Annotated in this window: 18 protein-coding genes; 6 read left to right on the forward strand and 12 right to left on the reverse strand. The window is 56.9% G+C overall.

Translation table 11 applies throughout. The annotated features are described in order from the left end of the window. Positions 1–61 precede the first annotated feature (61 nt). Positions 62–1,507 (forward strand): multiheme c-type cytochrome, encoded by a 1,446-nt coding sequence (locus L0Y14_RS06805; protein ID WP_039959688.1) that lies wholly within the window; start codon positions 62–64, stop codon positions 1,505–1,507. A gap of 122 nt (positions 1,508–1,629) precedes the next feature. On the opposite strand, the gene L0Y14_RS06810 is transcribed toward L0Y14_RS06805, so the two are convergent. From L0Y14_RS06810 to ccmA, 12 genes are all read right to left on the reverse strand, one after another. Then, a complete protein-coding gene (locus L0Y14_RS06810; protein ID WP_006474121.1) occupies positions 1,630–1,908 on the reverse strand; it encodes a hypothetical protein in 279 nt (92 codons plus the stop codon). A gap of 342 nt (positions 1,909–2,250) precedes the next feature. Continuing rightward, positions 2,251–2,829 (reverse strand): tetratricopeptide repeat protein, encoded by a 579-nt coding sequence (locus L0Y14_RS06815; protein WP_005959829.1) that lies wholly within the window; start codon positions 2,827–2,829, stop codon positions 2,251–2,253. 281 nt (positions 2,830–3,110) lie between these two features. After that, the gene (gene fusA, locus L0Y14_RS06820; protein WP_006474122.1) at positions 3,111–5,141 is read right to left on the reverse strand and encodes an elongation factor G; all 2,031 of its coding nucleotides are present in this window, start codon (positions 5,139–5,141) and stop codon (positions 3,111–3,113) included. A gap of 154 nt (positions 5,142–5,295) precedes the next feature. Then, positions 5,296–6,564, reverse strand: a complete 1,269-nt coding sequence (gene ccmI, locus L0Y14_RS06825) for a c-type cytochrome biogenesis protein CcmI (RefSeq protein WP_005959827.1) — start codon at positions 6,562–6,564, stop codon at positions 5,296–5,298. Then, positions 6,561–7,043, reverse strand: a complete 483-nt coding sequence (locus L0Y14_RS06830; protein ID WP_005959826.1) for a cytochrome c-type biogenesis protein — start codon at positions 7,041–7,043, stop codon at positions 6,561–6,563. The genes ccmI and L0Y14_RS06830 overlap by 4 nt, the downstream gene beginning before the upstream one ends. Next, complete coding sequence (locus tag L0Y14_RS06835) at positions 7,040–7,585, reverse strand: DsbE family thiol:disulfide interchange protein (protein ID WP_006474123.1); 546 nt, start codon at positions 7,583–7,585, stop codon at positions 7,040–7,042. Before L0Y14_RS06835 ends, L0Y14_RS06830 begins: the two co-directional genes overlap by 4 nt. Then, positions 7,585–9,582, reverse strand: a complete 1,998-nt coding sequence (locus tag L0Y14_RS06840) for a heme lyase CcmF/NrfE family subunit (RefSeq protein WP_005959824.1) — start codon at positions 9,580–9,582, stop codon at positions 7,585–7,587. Before L0Y14_RS06840 ends, L0Y14_RS06835 begins: the two co-directional genes overlap by 1 nt. Further along, on the reverse strand, positions 9,579–10,046 hold the full coding sequence (ccmE, locus tag L0Y14_RS06845) for a cytochrome c maturation protein CcmE (RefSeq protein ID WP_005959823.1): 468 nt from the start codon (positions 10,044–10,046) through the stop codon (positions 9,579–9,581). The genes L0Y14_RS06840 and ccmE overlap by 4 nt, the downstream gene beginning before the upstream one ends. Continuing rightward, complete coding sequence (gene ccmD / locus L0Y14_RS06850) at positions 10,043–10,210, reverse strand: heme exporter protein CcmD (protein ID WP_005959822.1); 168 nt, start codon at positions 10,208–10,210, stop codon at positions 10,043–10,045. The genes ccmE and ccmD overlap by 4 nt, the downstream gene beginning before the upstream one ends. Continuing rightward, positions 10,207–10,953, reverse strand: coding sequence for a heme ABC transporter permease (locus L0Y14_RS06855; RefSeq protein ID WP_005959821.1), 747 nt, complete (start codon positions 10,951–10,953; stop codon positions 10,207–10,209). Before L0Y14_RS06855 ends, ccmD begins: the two co-directional genes overlap by 4 nt. A gap of 1 nt (position 10,954) precedes the next feature. Next, positions 10,955–11,638, reverse strand: coding sequence for a heme exporter protein CcmB (gene ccmB, locus L0Y14_RS06860; protein WP_005959820.1), 684 nt, complete (start codon positions 11,636–11,638; stop codon positions 10,955–10,957). Then, on the reverse strand, positions 11,635–12,288 hold the full coding sequence (gene ccmA, locus L0Y14_RS06865) for a cytochrome c biogenesis heme-transporting ATPase CcmA (RefSeq protein ID WP_050799335.1): 654 nt from the start codon (positions 12,286–12,288) through the stop codon (positions 11,635–11,637). Before ccmA ends, ccmB begins: the two co-directional genes overlap by 4 nt. 480 nt (positions 12,289–12,768) lie before the next feature. On the opposite strand from ccmA, the gene L0Y14_RS06870 reads away from it, so the two are divergent. The 5 genes from L0Y14_RS06870 to L0Y14_RS06890 all read left to right on the forward strand — a co-directional run bounded on the left by L0Y14_RS06870 (position 12,769) and on the right by L0Y14_RS06890 (position 17,253). Then, a complete protein-coding gene (locus L0Y14_RS06870) occupies positions 12,769–13,473 on the forward strand; it encodes a Crp/Fnr family transcriptional regulator (RefSeq protein ID WP_139042056.1) in 705 nt (234 codons plus the stop codon). A gap of 109 nt (positions 13,474–13,582) precedes the next feature. Next, complete coding sequence (locus tag L0Y14_RS06875) at positions 13,583–15,484, forward strand: type IV pili methyl-accepting chemotaxis transducer N-terminal domain-containing protein (RefSeq protein WP_050799376.1); 1,902 nt, start codon at positions 13,583–13,585, stop codon at positions 15,482–15,484. Continuing rightward, complete coding sequence (gene narL, locus L0Y14_RS06880) at positions 15,477–16,130, forward strand: two-component system response regulator NarL (RefSeq protein ID WP_005959814.1); 654 nt, start codon at positions 15,477–15,479, stop codon at positions 16,128–16,130. Before L0Y14_RS06875 ends, narL begins: the two co-directional genes overlap by 8 nt. Positions 16,131–16,438: 308 nt before the next feature. Beyond that, positions 16,439–16,987, forward strand: coding sequence for a ferredoxin-type protein NapF (gene napF, locus L0Y14_RS06885; RefSeq protein WP_138921830.1), 549 nt, complete (start codon positions 16,439–16,441; stop codon positions 16,985–16,987). Then, positions 16,984–17,253, forward strand: coding sequence for a chaperone NapD (locus L0Y14_RS06890; protein WP_005959812.1), 270 nt, complete (start codon positions 16,984–16,986; stop codon positions 17,251–17,253). Before napF ends, L0Y14_RS06890 begins: the two co-directional genes overlap by 4 nt. The last annotated feature ends 35 nt before the right edge of the window (positions 17,254–17,288 follow it).

Below are 17,288 nucleotides of genomic sequence, written 5' to 3' on the forward strand. Positions count from 1 at the left end.
GCTTTCGCTTTCCCTGATCAGGTTGTCGGTACCCTTACCGGCGTTCAACATTGCTGAGGAGATGAAAGCGATGAGAAAATGGTGGCTACTGGGGATTGGTGCCGCACTGCTGCTTACCCACGGGTTTGCAGTCGCGTCGGTCAAAGCCCCTCCGAAAGAGATGTCTACTGAAACCAAGGCGTGCGTTAAGTGCCATAAAAAGAATAACCCTGGCCTGATTCAGGCATGGGGTGCCAGCAAACACTATGGTGCCAATGTAGGTTGTTACGAGTGTCATGCGGCGGATGCCAAAGACCCGGATGCCTATATCCATGACGACAAGAAGGTGAAGAAACATATCTCGATTATCGTTTCACCTAAAGACTGTGCGAACTGTCATGAGGCTGAAGCGGCAGAGATGAAGAAATCTCACCATGCGGATGCCGGTAAGATTATGGGTTCTCTGGATAACCTGCTCGCAGAGGTTATTGAAGGCGATAGTGGCTTCATTACCGAAGGATTCCCTGAGGGTAACTCGGCAGCGGCAGTTAATGGTTGCTGGCAGTGCCACGGATCTCAGGTGAAGGTACTGAAGGATGGTCAACTGGATCCAGCGACTTGGCCGAACACCGGTATTGGTCGAATCAATCCGGATGGCTCCAAGGGTAGCTGCGCAGCTTGTCACTCTCGCCACCAGTTTTCTGCAGCACAGGCGCGTCAGCCTGAGAACTGCGGCAAGTGTCACATGGGGCCAGATCATCCTCAGATCGAGATCTACAACGAGTCCAAACACGGTATCGCCTATCGCGCAGACCGCGAGAAGATGAACATGGACAACGCCAAGTGGGTCGTGGGTGAGGACTACTACGTAGCACCAACCTGTGCTACCTGCCACATGAGTGCAACCAGAAAGCAGGGCATTACCCATGATGTGGGCGATCGTCTGAGCTGGAACAACCGTCCTCCTGTCTCCAAGAAGCAGGGTTGGGTTAAAGGTACCGTGGGATGGGAAGATCGTCGCGACAAGATGAAAGATGTCTGTAACGCTTGCCATGAAGAGAGTTGGACAGAGAACTGGTACACCCAGTATGACGGTCTGGTCGATCTCTACAACCGCAAGTATGGCGAGCCTGGGTTGAAGCTGATGAAGGCTGCCAAGCCGCTGATCAAAGGGCCAAAGTTCTCGAACAAGATCGACTTTATCTGGTTTGAGCTATGGCATCATGAGGGACGTCGTGCACGTATGGCGGCTTCCATGCAGGGGCCGGATATCACTCACTGGGAAGGTACTTACGATCTGGGTAAGAACTTCTACACCGAGCTGGTTCCTGAGCTGAAAGAGCTAATCGAGCATGGCAAGCACGGTAGTGCAGCCGACAAGAAGGCAGCAGAAAATCTGGCGAAGGTTCTGGATGAGGTGCTGAATATGGAAGAGCACAAGTGGTTCCTTGGCAAGATGGATCCGGCCAAGGCCAAGGCTCGTAAGGCACGTCAGGAAGAGTTTAAAAACCGTTACAAGGAACACTAAGTAACGTTTTAAAACGACTGTCTTTCTAGATGGAAAACCCTCCACCCCTTGCGGGGCGGAGGGTTTTTTTCTGGGTTGTGATTCTGTACGTGTGCGATGAAGTCATGCGCAATGCCTGATAATCAGTCCGGCACCTCCCACCCAAGAACCTTGCCTTCATCAAACCATACATAGCTGTGTAACTTGGAGCTTGGATGGTAGTACCAGCTGGTGAATATCTGTTGTTCAATTCGAGCCGGCTTGCCTAGCAGTTTCTGGATATCGTCGCTGCTCATCTCTCTCTTGATTCGTCGCCAGAGAATGGGGTCCTTCCAGCGATCTTTGGCGTTTGTCTCCTCCAATAATCGCTCAAGCGCAGTCACTCGATTTTCCAGATCAGTGATTCGCTGCTCCAGGCGCATCTCATCTGCAAGCGCTGAGTTGCAGATCAACACAGAGGCAACGAGTGGTGTAAGCAGTATTCTCAATGACTTTATGCGCCAATCTCTCTCCTTGTCAGGAAGAGATGCGTTGCATGAGATTCTTGAGAAGTTACGAAAGTTCTTCATGGCAACCTTTGGAATTTAGAGTCAGTTAGATTGGGAAGGGAGCTTTAGAACCCACTGAATGAGGCCCTATAATCAATCGGTTATGGGGTGCGGATCGGGTGTAATAGCAGTCTCTCTAGCAAACAACGGAACCCTGCTGCAGGCAGGGTTCAGAGGGAGCGAAACAGTTCTCGTGGGTGTTGGATCTGTCCGTTATCATTTGGGATCAACGGGGGAATGTGTAGTATCTGCTGGTTTTCCGTGATTTGCCCCCATCAGCTTCTTTCCCTTGTGGAGCTGATCCATGTTCAGGGCGTCGATTTTTTGCTGAATGACGATTTTGTATTCTTTAGCAATCTTCTGGTTGGGATCTAGCGCCAATGCTTGGTTCAGCATTGCTTTTGCGTATTCGAAGGCGCCTGAATGCTCATAGAGGAAGGCCAGGGTAATAAACAGTTTTGGGTCTTCAGGGGAGAGGGTGATTGCACTCTGCATGGTGCGGATTCCATTACTGTAATCCTGTTTCAATAGATAGACCCCCATCAACTTACGGTGTGCCTCCAGTGATTCTGGATTGTTCTCGATGACCTTTTGCAGAATTGATGCGGACTGATCCAGTAGCTCTGCTCTCTTCGGGGAGTCGATATCCAAAGGCAGCGCTTGGGAATAGAGCTTCATCGCTGCATGAATGCCAGTGTTTTCCTTGGTGATATCAGCGGAAGCCGCTGCTGTTTGAGAGAGTGTCAGGGTCAGTGCAAATACTGTGTGTGCAATGATTCCGTAGACCGTTTTCATTACTTTCCTCCTCAGTTGGAAATTGGTTTTTTTAACTTTGTTTTAATATCAGAGCCGGGTTTATTCTAATTGCATGAACAGTGTCCGTACAGAAATAGTAACGTATTGATTATTATTGATAAATATAGATTTTAATGGGTGCTGGAGGGAGTCTGTCTGCGTCAGCAGCAGACGCTACTCAAGCCGCTCTTACGGCAGATAACAAGTACTGGAGTGAGAACAAGCTTCAGCTGTCGGGGCGTTTCAAGAAGCGACTCGAACTGGTGCTGGAATTCGCCAAGTTATTTCTGCCTGACCAACTCTTTTTGCAGGTTGGTGGGCACCGCCTCATAGTGGCTGAACTCTATATTGTAGCTACCCTCGCCGCCGGTCAGTGCCTTGAGTTCAGTACTGTAGCTACCGAGTTCAGCCAGTGGCACTGAGCCACTGATGATGATCTCACCGTTGTTGCCGCTGTCGGTGCCGTTGATCTGGCCCCGTTTGGCTGCCAGATCACCCGCCAGATCGCCCATGCTTGAGTCAGGGGCGGTGATGGCGATATTTACGATTGGCTCGAGGATCACCGTTGCCGCCTTCTCCGCTGCCTCAAGGAACGCCTTCTTGCCGGCGGTGGAAAAAGCGATCTCTTTTGAGTCCACTGAGTGGTGTTTGCCGTCGAGCAGGGTGACACGGATATCCTGCATCGGGAAGCCAGCGATGGCACCTTCCTCGATAGCCTGACGCACACCTTTCTCCACTGCCGGGATGAATTGGCCGGGAATCGCACCGCCGATGACCTTGTTGGCAAACTCAAAGCCGCTGCCGCGCTCGAGCGGTTCGATACGCAGTGAGACCTCGCCGAACTGGCCGGCACCGCCGGTCTGTTTCTTGTGCCGGTAGTGCCCCTCAGCCGGTTTGGTAATGGTCTCGCGGTAGGCGATGCTTGGTGGGTGGGTCTCCACATCCACGTTGTAGTGGCGTTTCAGCCGTTCCAGCAGCACCTCCAGGTGCAGATTGCCGAGACCCCGCATCACGGTCTCGTTGAGGCTGCGATTGTGCTCGATGTGAAAGCAGGGGTCTTCATCCTGCAGTTTGTGCAGCGCATCGCTCAGTTTCTGCTCGTCACCGCGGCGGCTCGCTTCGATTGCCAGACCGAACAGGGGTAATGGGCATTCGATGGAGCGCAGATGGTGGTGGTCCTCATCGTGGGAGTCGTGCAGTACCGCGTCGAAATGGAGATCGTCGATGCGTGCGATGGCGCAGATGTCACCTGGCACCGCCTGTTCCACCTCGGTCTGCTGGTTGCCCTGCAGGCGATAGAGGTGGGTCGCCTTGATCGGCTTGCGGGCGTCGCCGATGAACAGCTGACTGTTGGGCTTGAGTTTGCCCTGGTGGACCCGGAAGATGCCGAGTTTGCCCCGGTAGGGGTCGTTGAAGATCTTGAAGACATGGCAGAGTGTGTGGAGATCGGGGTCGGGCCTGACCTGGATTGGTTGCATCTCTGCCCCTTCACCCTTCATGAAGGGGGGCGGATTGCCCTCGGTGGGATCTGGCATCAGACGACTGAAGAGGTGTAACAGCTCTTCGATACCGGCGCCGCTTTGCCCGGAGGCAAAACAGACCGGTACCAGATGGCCTTCCCGCAGTGCCTTTTCGAAAGGTCCGTGGAGCTGTTCCGGGGAGAGTTCCTCGCCCTGCTCTAGATAGACCTCCATCAGTGCCTCGTCGACCTCGACTACCTGATCGATAATGGCGCTGTGCGCCTCGGCCACCGAGGAGAAATCGGTGCTATCGCCGCCGGGCTGGAAGAAGCAGTCGATGACCCGCTGGCCGCCATTGGCGGGCAGGTTGATCGGCAGGCAGGCGTCACCAAAATTTTCCCGGATCGCACCGAGCAGCGACTGATAATCGACATCTTCGGCATTGATCTTGTTGATCACGATCATTCGGCAGAGGTTGCGACGCTTGGCGGCCTCCATCATGCGCTGGGTGATCGGCTCCACACCGGTTTGGGCGTTGATCACAACCGCTGCAGTTTCCACCGCTGGGAGGATGCTGATGCTGCGACCGATGAGGTCGGCATAGCCGGGGGTGTCGATCAGATTGATCAGTGTGCCGTCGCTGTGCAGGTGAGTGATGGCGATATCGAGGGAGTGCTGCAGCAGCTTCTCCTGATCGTCTGAGTCGCAGATGGTAGTGCCGCGCTCGATACTGCCTGGGCTGTCGATCATGCCTGCCTTGTGCAGCAGTGCCTCGATCAGGGTGGTCTTGCCTGCGTTGGCATGTCCGACCAGTGCGATATTGCGGATGTCGTGTGTGGAGTGGCTGGGCATCCTGCTACCTCCTTTGTGTCTCAGATGCTCATTATTTATAGCAACAGCTGAGATAGCAGACATTGAGCGGGGACAGCTCTGGGGTGAATTGTTGCGGAGAAAGTAGAGGGTAGGGGAAGCGCCCGGGTTAGCCCCGGGCGCTTGGGTGCTGTGTTCAGGGGTGGACCCTATCGATGATGATCTGCACGGTGGTTCCGCCAGTGGTAGTCACCGGGCTGATCTCGCCCTCAAAGTCGCCGAACTTGGCAGTGGGGCCGCCGGAGCGTGCAATCCGCGCTCCCACCTTTACCTGGGTAAAGTTTGACAGCTTCAGCTGCGGCATCATCGCCATGCTGTCATCGAGGGTTAGCTTCAGCGGCAGATCTTTCACCTGTTTGCGCGCGGCGGCCAGTGGCATTGGTGGCCCTTGCAGCGCCTTGGCATAGATGAAGACGGTATCTTCCGGACGTGCCTGTTTGAGCAGTTCCGGGTCGATGGAGACTTCAACGATAATGCCCGTGCCAGCCGCTGCCATTTCAGGGGCGTTGGCCGGAGTGTCGGTGGACTGTTTGATCGAGGGTAGTTTAGCCCGGCCACCGAGCTGTTCACGGGCATCGGCGATCGCGCTATCGATGCTGGCGAGATCATCACTCTCGGCGCCCAGGGCCTGCTTTGCCGCCTGCCACTGGCTAATCGCCTCTTGGTACTGGCCACGTTGATAGGCGACTATGCCCATCATCCAGCGTGCGCTGGGGTCTCCTGGGCTTAGGCTGACGGCCTTTTCGATGCGTGCTGCGGCAGCACCAGTGAAGTTATTGCCGGTCGATGCACCGACCGCTTCGGCGCTGGCGAGCAGTACGGAGACATTATCGGGAGCCAGTGCCACCGCCCGATCGAGGGCGGCGATAGCGTCGGGGTAGCGCTTCATCGAGAGATAGCTGCGCCCCAGCATCAGCCAGCCCTCCAGATTCTCTGGCTGCTCCTGCATCTTTTGTGCGAGCCGCGCCACCAACTCTTCCATGGGTGGTAGGTCTTTGGTGCTGGGGGAGGCGGGTGCGGCACCCGTTTGATTGGCCGCGAGTTGTGGGATGATCTGCGGGCTGCCGACGTTCAGATAGAGCGCGATGCCAACAAGTGGCACCAGCAGCGCCGAGGCGAGCGCCCAGCGCCCGCGGCTATCGGCCTGCGGCGAAGCCTCAGCCTTGCTATTCACATCCTGCAGCAGCCCCTTCTCCAGATCTTTGCGCGCGGCATCGTAGCGCACCTGGTCGAGCAAGCCGGCGTTGAGGTCGTCGTCCAGCTCCTGCAGTTGCTGTTTGAATACCTCCAGGTTGAGTTCATCAGAGGTGATGGTCTGGCTGATGTGGCTGCGCAGCAGTGGCAGCACGACAAAGCCCATGGCGAGCAGCGTGAGCCCCGCCGCGATGGTCCAAAAGAGAGTCATTTATCGCTGTTCCCGGGTTCAGACGATTGTTTGAGTAGGCTTTGCAGTCGTGCCTGCTCCTCCGCATCCAGCTCGGTTTCACTGGCCTGCTTCTTGCGCAGCAGGGTGCGTGCCAGTAGTACCGCGCCGATCAGCAGCAGGATCAGCGGGCCGAACCAGAGCGGATAGGTGGAGGGTTTGACCGGTGGGTCGTAGAGTACGAAATCGCCGTAACGGGCCACCATGAAGCTGAGGATCTGCTCCTTGCTCTGGCCCTGCTGCATCATTTCGTAGATCTCCTGGCGTAGATCCTGGGCCAGTTCGGCGTTGGAGCCGGCGATCGACTCATTCTGGCAGACCAGGCAGCGCAGCTTTTCTGTCAGCTCACGGAAAGCCTGGGTCTGTTGCGGATCGTCGAAGGTGAACTCAGCCAGGGTTCCGGCGCTGGCGCTGGCCGCAACCAGCAGCAGACACAGGGCGAAAATGGTGGAACGGATCATACTCCACCTCCCTGTTTTAGCTTTTTGACCAGTGGCAGGATCTGCTCGCGTATCAGTTCGATGGAGAGTGGACCGGCATACTTGTAGCGGATAATGCCATTGGCATCGACCACAAAGGTCTCGGGGGCGCCGTAGACCCCTAGGTCGATGGCGGTGCGACCCTTCTTGTCGAAGATATTGGCCATGTAGGGGTCTCCCAGCTGTTGCAGCCAGGTCAAGGCGCCAGCGCGATCATCCTTCCAGTTGAGGCCATAGATCTCCACCTGGTCCATGCGGCTGAGCTGTACCAGGGTCTTGTGCTCGGCGCGGCAGGAGACACACCAGGTGGCCCAGACGTTGAGCAGATAAACCTTACCACGCAGATCCTTGTCACTGATCATGACCGCGGGATCGCGCAGGCTCGGCAGGGAGAATTCCGGCACCTGCTTGCCGATCAGCGGCGAGGGGATCTCCCGCGGGTTCATGTCGAGCCCTTTGAAGAGGAAGGCGGCGATCACAGCGAAGATCGCCAGAGGGATGAGGAATCTGAGATAGCGGCCCATCAATTTGCCTCCACGATAGTCTTGGTACTTGCCGCCGGGACGCGCTGGGCGGCGCGCTTGCGGGCGGTGCGGTAGCGTCGATCGGTGATCGCTAGAATGCCGCCCAGTGCCATCAGCAGGGCGCCTAGCCAGATCCAGCGCACATAGGGTTTGTAGTAGAGACGCAGGCTCCAGTCGCCGTTGCCAAGGGGTTCACCCAGGGAGACGTAGAGGTCGCGGGTCAGGCCCCATTCGATGGCCGCCTCGGTCATTGGCCGGGTCTGCACGAAGTAGGTGCGCTTCTCCGGCTCCAGCACGGCGATCAGCTGACCCTCCTGGCTTACCTCGAAGCGTCCGCGATGAGCATTGTAGTTGGGTCCGGGGTAGTCGCTGACACCGCCAAACTTGAAGGTGTAACCGGCGATCTTGGCGCTATCGCCGGGTGACATGCGGACGTCGCTCTCGATGCCGTAGTTGGAGACTAGGGTGACGCCGACCACGAACATTGCGACGCCAAGATGGGCCAGCACCATGCCATAGTAGCTGCGTCCACCAGCGGCCAGATCCTTGAGAAAACCTGCCATGCCCTGCTTGTGCTTGAGGCGGTCTTTGACGCTGACCACATGGCTGGTGGCGATCCACATCGCCAGCCCCATGCCCAGTGCCACCCGCCACTCACCGCCGCTGAAGAACGGCAGCAGGGTGATCGCGCCGAAGGCGAGGCTGATCAGGAAAGCGGTGCGCAGCTGGCGTACCAGCTGTGTCGGCTCGCTGTGTTTCCAGCGCGCATGCGGGCCAATGCCGACGAACAGTGCGAGGAACGGGGTGAGCAGCACGAACATCTTGTTGAACCAGGGGAAGCCCACCGAGATCTTGCCCCACTGCATCGCATCATAGATCAGCGGTGCCAGAGTACCGAGCAGAACCAGCCCGGCGAACACCGACAGCAGTAGGTTGTTGGCGAGCAGGAACGACTCCCGCGAGACCATATCAAAACGTCCGCCGCCGGTGATGTAAGGCGCGCGCCAGGCGTAGAGCATCAGCGAACCGCCGATCACCACCAGCAGGAAGATCAAGATAAACAGGCCGCGGGCCGGATCGGCGGCGAAGGAGTGAACCGAGGTGAGTACCCCGGAGCGGACCAGGAAGGTGCCGAGCAGGCTCAGGGAGAAAGCGAACAGCGCCAGTAGCACGGTCCAGCTCTTGAAGGCGCCTCGTTTCTCGGTCACTGCCAGCGAGTGGATCAGTGCGGTGCCCACCAGCCAGGGCATGAAAGATGCGTTCTCTACCGGGTCCCAGAACCACCAGCCGCCCCAGCCAAGCTCGTAGTAGGCCCACCAGGAGCCCAACGCGATGCCGAGTGTGAGAAACACCCAGGCCACCGTGGTCCAGGGGCGCGACCAGCGTGCCCAGGCGGCGTCCAGCTTGCCACCAAGCAGTGCGGCGATGGCAAACGCAAAGGCCACCGAGAAACCGACATAACCCATGTAGAGTAGCGGCGGGTGGATCGCCAGCCCCGGATCCTGCAGCATCGGGTTGAGTTCGCGCCCTTCAAAAGGCACCGGAAACATTCGGTCGAAGGGGTTGGAGGTGAGCAGCATGAACAGCAGAAAGCCGATGCTGATCATGCCCATCACTGACAGTACCCGCGCCACCATCGGTAGTGGCAGGTTGCGGCTGAAAGTGGCGATGGCAGCGCTCCAGGCGGAGAGCAGGAAGGCCCACAGCAGCAGCGAGCCCTCGTGGGCACCCCACACCGCCGAGACCTTGTAGATATCGGGCAGTTTGGTGTTGCCGTGCTGAGCGACATAGAGCACCGAGAAGTCGTTCTGCAGAAAGGCGTTGGCCAGCACCACCAGGGCGATGCTGAGAAACAGCAGCTGCCCCCAGGCCAGCGGCCTCGACAGCGCCATCTGTGCTGAGGAGTTGGTGTAGGAGCCGGTAAGGGGAATGATTGCCTGGATGATCGCCAGGCTGAGCGCCAAGATCAGCGCATAGTGGCCGATTTCTGGTATCACTGGATCTGTACCTGCTGCTGCATCTTGTTCACACCCTCTTCGTGGCTGGTCTTCAGGGCGGCGGCCACCTCAGGCGGCATGTAGTTTTCGTCGTGTTTGGCCAGTACTTCACTGGCGATGAAAGTGCCTTCCGGGTTGAGTTGCCCCATTGCGACTATGCCCTGGCCCTCGCGGAACAGATCGGGCAGGATGCCGGTATATTCGACTGTTACAGTGGCCTTGTTGTCGGTGACGGTGAAGGCGGTGGTGAGCCCGTCCGGTTTGCGTTTGACGCTGCCTGTTGTCACCAGTCCGCCGACCCGGAATGGGTGGCCGGTGGGGGCCTCGCCGGCAACTACCTCACTGGGGGAGAAGAAGAACATCAGGTTCTCATCGAAGGCGTTGAGCGCCAGCCAGGCGGCAACGCCGATACCGGCGACCATCATGCCGATCAGGGTGAGGCGTTTCTTGCGGATCGGATTCATTGCTGTTTTCTCCTGTCCCGACGGATCTTGCGGGCAATGTCATTCAGGGTGCGCTTGCGCTGCAATAGCGGCGCGATAAAGTGCACGAGCAGGATGACGAAGGTCAGCCCGTAGGAGGGCCAGACATACATGGCGTAGCCGCCCATGTTGAAAAATTCGCTCATTTTACCTCAGCCTCCACCAGCTCCCGCACCCAGCGGGTGTTGCGCTCACGCTCGAGGATTTCGGCACGCGCGCGCATTAGGACCACGGCGCCGTAATAAAGTTTAAAAGAGATCGACATAATCAGCAGCGGGATCAGCATGCTGGTGCTCATGGCAGACTTGCCGCTCATGGTCACTGAAGAGGTCTGATGCAGGGTGTTCCACCACTCCACGGAGAAGTGGATGATCGGGATATTGACCACCCCTACTAGGGCCAGGATCGAGATCGCCCGGGCTGCCACCCGCTTGTCTTCGATGGCACTGTAGAGGGCGATGATGCCGAGATAGAGGAACAGCAGCAGCAGCTCAGATGTGAGTCGTGCGTCCCAGACCCACCAGGCACCCCACATCGGCTTGCCCCACAGGGAGCCCGTGACCAGCGCCAGAAAGGTGAAAGAGGCGCCTATCCCGGCGCTGCTGATGATGATGATCTCAGTCATCTTGATCCGCCAGACCAGGCTGATCAGTCCGCCAACCGCCATCACTATATAGATGAACATTGACATCCAGGCTGCCGGCACATGGATATACATGATGCGATAGCTCTCACCCTGCTGATAATCAGCGGGGGCGACAAACAACCCGTAGTAGAGGCCGGCAAGCAGAGTCAGCAGGAATGAGACGGCAAACCAAGGGATCATCTTGCCGGCGACATTATAAAAGTAACGGGGCGAGCCCATTTGGTGAAAGAATCGAACGATCATATCAACTCAGACTGATTCTCAGAGAAGCGGCGGTGGCCAGCGGGGCCAATGCCAGGGAGCCAACCAGCATGGCAGCCAGGATGGAGATCTGTGCAGTGGTGGGGATGCCAACGATCGCGGTCTGCACCGCATCGGTGGCAAAGATCAGCACTGGCACATAGAGGGGCAGCACCAACAGCGACAGGATCACCCCGCCGCGTCGTAGTCCCACGGTCAGCGCCACCCCGAAAGAGCCGATCAGGCTCAGCACCGGGGTGCCCAGCACTAGGGTCAGCATCAGCGTGCCGATCGCCTCAGTTGGGATGTTCAGCATGATCGCCAGCAGTGGTGCGACGATGAACAGCGGCAGCCCGGTGATCAGCCAGTGGGCGAGGATCTTTGCCAGCACCAGGATCGAGACCGGGTGGGCGCTGAGCATGAACTGCTCCAGCGAGCCGTCTTCGAAATCGGAGCGAAACATGCTGTCGAGTGAGAGCAGAGCGGCCAGCAGGGCGGCCACCCAGACCACCCCCGGCCCCACTGCCTGGATCAGTTTCGGATCGTTGCCGATGCCGAGGGGGAACATGGCGCTCACTAGAACGAAGAACAGCAGCGGATTGATCATCTCTGATCGCCGCCGGTAGGCGAGGGTTAGGTCGCGCTTCAGCAGTAGGCCAAAGGCGCTGGTAAGAGAGAGTGTGCTCATCGTTCGGAGAGGTTGATCCTGACCAGGTCGACCTTCTGGAAGCCGATGCGGTGGTGGGTGGTCATGGCAGCCATGCCTCCGTTGCGCAGATGGTTCTCGAATAGCCGTTCCATATGCTCTATGCCTTTGCGGTCGAGGGAGGTGAAGGGCTCGTCGAGGATCCACAGTTTCGCCTCGGTGACCAACAGCCGGGCGATGGCGAGACGGCGCTGCTGGCCCGCCGACATGTTGCGGGTCGGTACATCTTCGAAGCCGTAGAGGCCAACCTGGTCCAGAGCGTCCTCCAGGGAGATGCCCTCTTTTGCCTTGCCCAGGCCGCGGGCGATGCGCAGATTTTCCAGCGGGGTGAGATCGAGTTTGCTGCCGTCTTTGTGCCCCAGATAGGAGATATGCTCATGGAACTCGGGGCCAAGTTTGAATATGTCCTCGCCCTGCCACAGCAGTTGTCCCGATTCCGGCAGCCGGATACCGCAGAGGATACGCAGCAGCGAAGTCTTGCCGCTGCCGTTGCGGCCCTCCAAAACCAGTGCCTGACCGGGATTGATGCAGAAGCTGAGGTCTTCAAATAGCACTCGGTCGTCACGGATGCACTCCAGTGATCTGGCCTCGAAGACAGGTGTTGCTGTGGGGTTGGGGGCGCTCGATGTCACGTCTGTGTGCCGATGTCTAGGGAACCTCTGAACGAATCTGCTTCGTTTAGGGATCCCCTAGCTTGCATCCGCTTTATTCTGTTGTGCTAAATGGTTGGTCGAACAGGCCGAAATCCGCTAGGCCGCAACCATACCCGATCGCTCTGGGCCACTCAACCGTACAAAACACCATTTTATTGGCTGGGGGAGTGCGAGGCGTGCCTGTCAACCAGGCGGTAGTGTGCGCTGTCCCTGTCGCAAGCTGTTTCTTGGGAGCTACTAATTAATGGGTATGTTGTTGTATTCATGGGTGGGTATCTCGCTGAAGTAGAATATAGAAATATTCAGCCTGCCTAATATGCCATTGACAATTGTCAACGTAAAAAGCACCCGCTTGGTGAAACATGGAAACCGTCAGTTCTCCAGTTGACCAGGGGTCCGTTCTGATTGAGACTCGTGCTCCTGGCTTGGAGCCTAGTTATTCAGAAGGAGCCGAGGTTTATGGATATTAGGGTCACAGTCCATCCTCATCAGACCTTTATCTCTAAGTGTGATCCGTTCAACGGGTTGGCGCAGGAGATTCTGGAGTTCTTGGAGGCCGGAGCCAGTGTGTTGGCATTCAAGCGCGGCCAGCTGGTCTATGACAGTGGGTCGACTTCAGCCGGATTTTATCTGGTGATGTCGGGCCAGGTGAAACAGAGCATTTTTTCTGCGGATGGCGCTGAGCGGGTGATTCGTATCATCTCGCGGGGGGGGGCTTTCGGTGCGTCGACACTCTTTACGGAGCAGCCGGCACGTGTCACTACCTATGCCATGTTAGATGGTGAGGCGTTGGTGTTGCGGCGGGCGTTGATACGAGAGGCGGTGCAAACCTGGCCTGAGTTTGCCGACAGAATGCTGCGTCATATGAGCGTTAAGTTGTATGGATTGGTTGGGGATCTGGAGACCTGCTGCCTCAAGTCCGCCACGCAGCGGGTCGCGAGTTATCTCGCCGGGATAGCGGCCGACAAATCGCCTCACGAACTGGTCATCGAGGTGACCCTTCCTGCCCCCAAGTCGGTTGTCGCCTCGACACTCGATCTGACGCCGGAGACTTTTTCTCGTGAACTGCATCGGCTCTCCGCTAACGGACTGATCCAGGTCAGCCGTAATCGGGTTGCAATCCATGACCTGGATCGATTGCGCTGCCTCGATTGTCGAGGGTGACTATCTCATAGGCAGGGCCAGTGGCTGGCGTAGGTGTTATTCTGAGCTGGCGAAATTGAGTGAGGCCTGATCTTTGAAACGGTCGCTTTTGCTGCGTCTCGGGATTGCAATGGCAACCATCTTTGCCCTTGCAGTCATAGGTATGCTCAGCTCGGTGTTCATCGCTGACACCAGTGAGGGATTTGCCGCGGCGATCAATCAGGCTGGCACCCTGCGCATGCAGTCCTACCGCATTGCCAGCAGTATGGCGAACGGCATTCCTGGTGATATGCCAAGGAGTGGCGAGGTGACCCGCAAGCTGGTTGCAGAGTTCGAGCGCCGCCTATTCAGCCCGCGTATCCATACCGTATTGACTAAAGGTCCTAGTGAGTCTGTGACCCAGGCCTACAACAGGGTGGAGAAGCGGTGGCAGTGGGAGATCCACCCCAACCTCAAGGTCTATCTTGAGCTGACCTCTGCGGCATTTGGCGAGCGGGGCATCGCGCAGCAGATTGCCCAGCAACGTCACTACTATCTCTCCCATGTCGATAGTTTTGTTGACAATATCCACCATTTTGTCGAGGCGCTTGAGCTTGATGCCGAGGCGCAGAATCGTCAGCTCAGGCTGATCCAGCTGGTCGCTCTGATGCTGACCCTATTTGTGGCGCTAGTCAGTATCTATCTCACCAAACGTACCGTGCTCAATCCGCTCAAAGATCTATTGGTCTGTGCCCGGGCGGCGCGACGTGGAGATTTCTCAGTGCGCAGTCATCATTCGAGTGAGGATGAGTTGGGGCAACTGGGAGATGCCTTCAATGTGATGGCGGCGGATCTCTCGAAGCTCTATGAAGGACTTGAGGCGCGGGTCAGGGAGAAGACCCTTAATTTGGAGCGAAGCAATCGCTCGCTGGAGCTGCTCTATATCACCGCCAAGCGCTTCAGCGACTCCTCCCTGAGCGACGAGGTGCTGAAGTCTCTGATCCACGATATCGAACAGGCGATGGGGGTGCGCAGTGGGACCATCTGCCTGGGGCAGGTGGGGGACAGGCAGGCCTTCCGCCTCGCCTCCACCAGTCCGGTCGATATCGAGCGGCAGATATCGGGAGGAGGGGACTGTTCGCGCTGTCTCGGTAACGGCGAAACCCATACTTTTAAAGTAGATTGTGAGGGGGGCGAGTGCGTCAACGTCTTCTCCACGGCGATCCGCGATCAGCAGCAGCAGTATGGGGTGCTGCTGGTGGAGTTTAATGTTGAGCAAGAGCTGGAGGAGTGGCAGCAACGGCTGTTGGAGACGGTCGCCAGCCATATCGCGATGGCGATCAATTTGTCGCAGCGGGTCTCGCAAAACCGTATGCTGTCGCTGCTGGAGGAGCGCAGTGTGATCGCCCGCGAATTGCATGACTCTCTGGCTCAATCGCTCTCCTATCTAAAGATCCAGGTGAGTCGGCTGGAGAAGGCGGTCTCGGAAGAGCAGGCGAAGGATGATCTGCTGTTGATCTCCGGTGTGTTGCGCTCCGCACTGAATGGCGCCTATCGCCAGCTGCGGGAGCTGCTGACCACCTTCCGTCTGCGGATGAGCGAGGCGGGGCTTGGGGCGGCTTTGGATGAGACAGTGCGCGAGTATCGTGAGAGGGGCGGCCTGGAGATTGAACTGATTGATCGCATCGCCAACTGCCGCTTCAGTCCGAATGCCGAGATCCATGTCATCCAGATCATCCGCGAGGCGTTGTCGAATGTGATCCGCCATGCCAATGCCACCCGTGCTCTGGTCAAGATCGAATGTGATATGGACGGCATTGTCACCATCCTGGTGGAGGATGACGGCGTCGGCATCGGCATTGATGAAGAGGGCGACATGATGCAGCACTATGGCCTGCCGATTATGCAGGAGCGTGCCAACTGGCTGGGGGCCGAGCTGATGATTAACGAGCCGGAGAGCGGCGGTACCCGCGTCCTGCTGAGCTTCTCCATCGCCGACAGTGACCATACGCTCTCCCACGAAAACCTAATCCAGAAAATAAGCTATGAATGAGCAGCAGACCTACTCCGTTCTCGCCATTGACGACCATCCACTGTTTCGCAAGGGGGTGGCAGATCTCATCGACATGGAGGCGTCGCTACAACTCATTGGTGAGGCTGCTAACGGCGAGAATGGACTGCGCCTAGCAGTTGAACTGAACCCCGATCTGATCCTGCTGGATATCAATATGAAGGGGATGAACGGGATCGAGACCCTCAAGGCGATCAAGCAGATGGAACTCGACTCACGCATCCTGATGTTGAGCGTGTCGGACAACGAAGAGGATGTGGTGGCCGCGCTACGACTTGGCGCCGATGGCTATTTGCTCAAGGACATGGAGCCGGAGGATATTCTCGAGTGTTTGCGCAGTGCGGTGCAGGGCAAGGTGGTGATCAGTGATCGCCTGACACAACTGCTGGCGCGAGCCCTGCGGGAGGAGGCGGAAGCCCCTAAGGCCCTGGCCGAGGTAGAACTGACCGCACGGGAGCAGGAGATTCTAGGGCTGATCTCCTGCGGCATGAGCAATCGCTTGATCTCCAAGGAGTTGGATATTAAAGAGGGAACGGTCAAGGTGCATGTCAAACATCTGCTGAAAAAGCTCAACCTCCATTCCCGGGTGGAGGCTGCAGTGTGGGCGCTGAAAAATCTGGAAAAGTAATTCAATCCGGATGGCATGATTGGGCGTGAGACTAAAAAATTGTGGTAAACCTCAATAATTGAATCGTTCCAGTGAGAAGTGGCTGTTCTGAATGGATCGTTCAATAAAATGATATATAAAAAGGACGGATATACCAAAAAATAGGTAATTGATATCAAAAACTGGGTATTTGCGCGCTACCAAATAATGGGCATCTCATTGATTGTTAAGTAAATTATTTATTTTTTATGAATGCATTATTGATTGATATCAAAGCTGCGCGTACTCATTAGTGACAGGATTTCCCTAATCCGTTGGGGGTATCTTTTGTGACAACATCAATCAACAGGATACAGCTGCTTCGAGGCGATCTTCGGGGCTCTCGTCAAATTGTTCGGCCACCCTGGGCGCCGGATGAGTTTCGCTTTGTTGATGCATGCGAACGCTGCGATGCGTGCATCGCAGCCTGTTCCGAAACCATTCTCAAGCGCGGCCAGGGCGGTTTTCCAGAAGTCGATTTCAGTCAGGGCGGCTGCACCTTTTGTGGCGATTGTGTGAAGGCCTGCACCCATGGGGTGCTGGCCTTTTTTGATGATCTCGAGCAGGCACCCTGGAACCTCATCGCGCAGATCCAGGACAACTGTCTTTCACTCAACGGGGTTGTCTGCCGCAGCTGTGGGGAGGCCTGCGATGACTCGGTGATCCGCTTCAAGCTGGAGATTGGTGGCAAGGCGCGCCCGCTGTTGGACGAAACTGAATGCACTGGCTGTGGCGAGTGCATCGCCATCTGCCCCACTCAATCCATTCAAATCCATAGGCTGCCGGAGACGGCGGTGACAGAAGCACAAGCATCCGTGGGAGGAGCTAAACAAGCATGAATATCTGTAGTCTGGTAGTCCATACCAAGCCGGAGAATGGAGCTGTTGTCTCTCAGCGATTGGCGGAGATGACAGGTGTCGAGGTCCACGGAGGTGAGGATGTCGGCAAGCTGATCGTGACGGTTGAGGATGAGGGGGAAGAGCTCTCACCTGTCTCCGACACGATGAACGCGCTTAGAGATGTAGAAGGGGTCGTTAGCACAGTTTTGATTTATCACTATGGTGGTGAAGAATCAATGGAGGAGATGAAACGTGAAATTAACTAGACGTGATTTTATTAAGAGCAATGCAGTCGCTGCAG

Source organism: Candidatus Endoriftia persephonae, from assembly GCF_023733635.1.
GTDB classification, from domain to species: Bacteria; Pseudomonadota; Gammaproteobacteria; order Chromatiales; family Chromatiaceae; genus Endoriftia; species Endoriftia persephonae.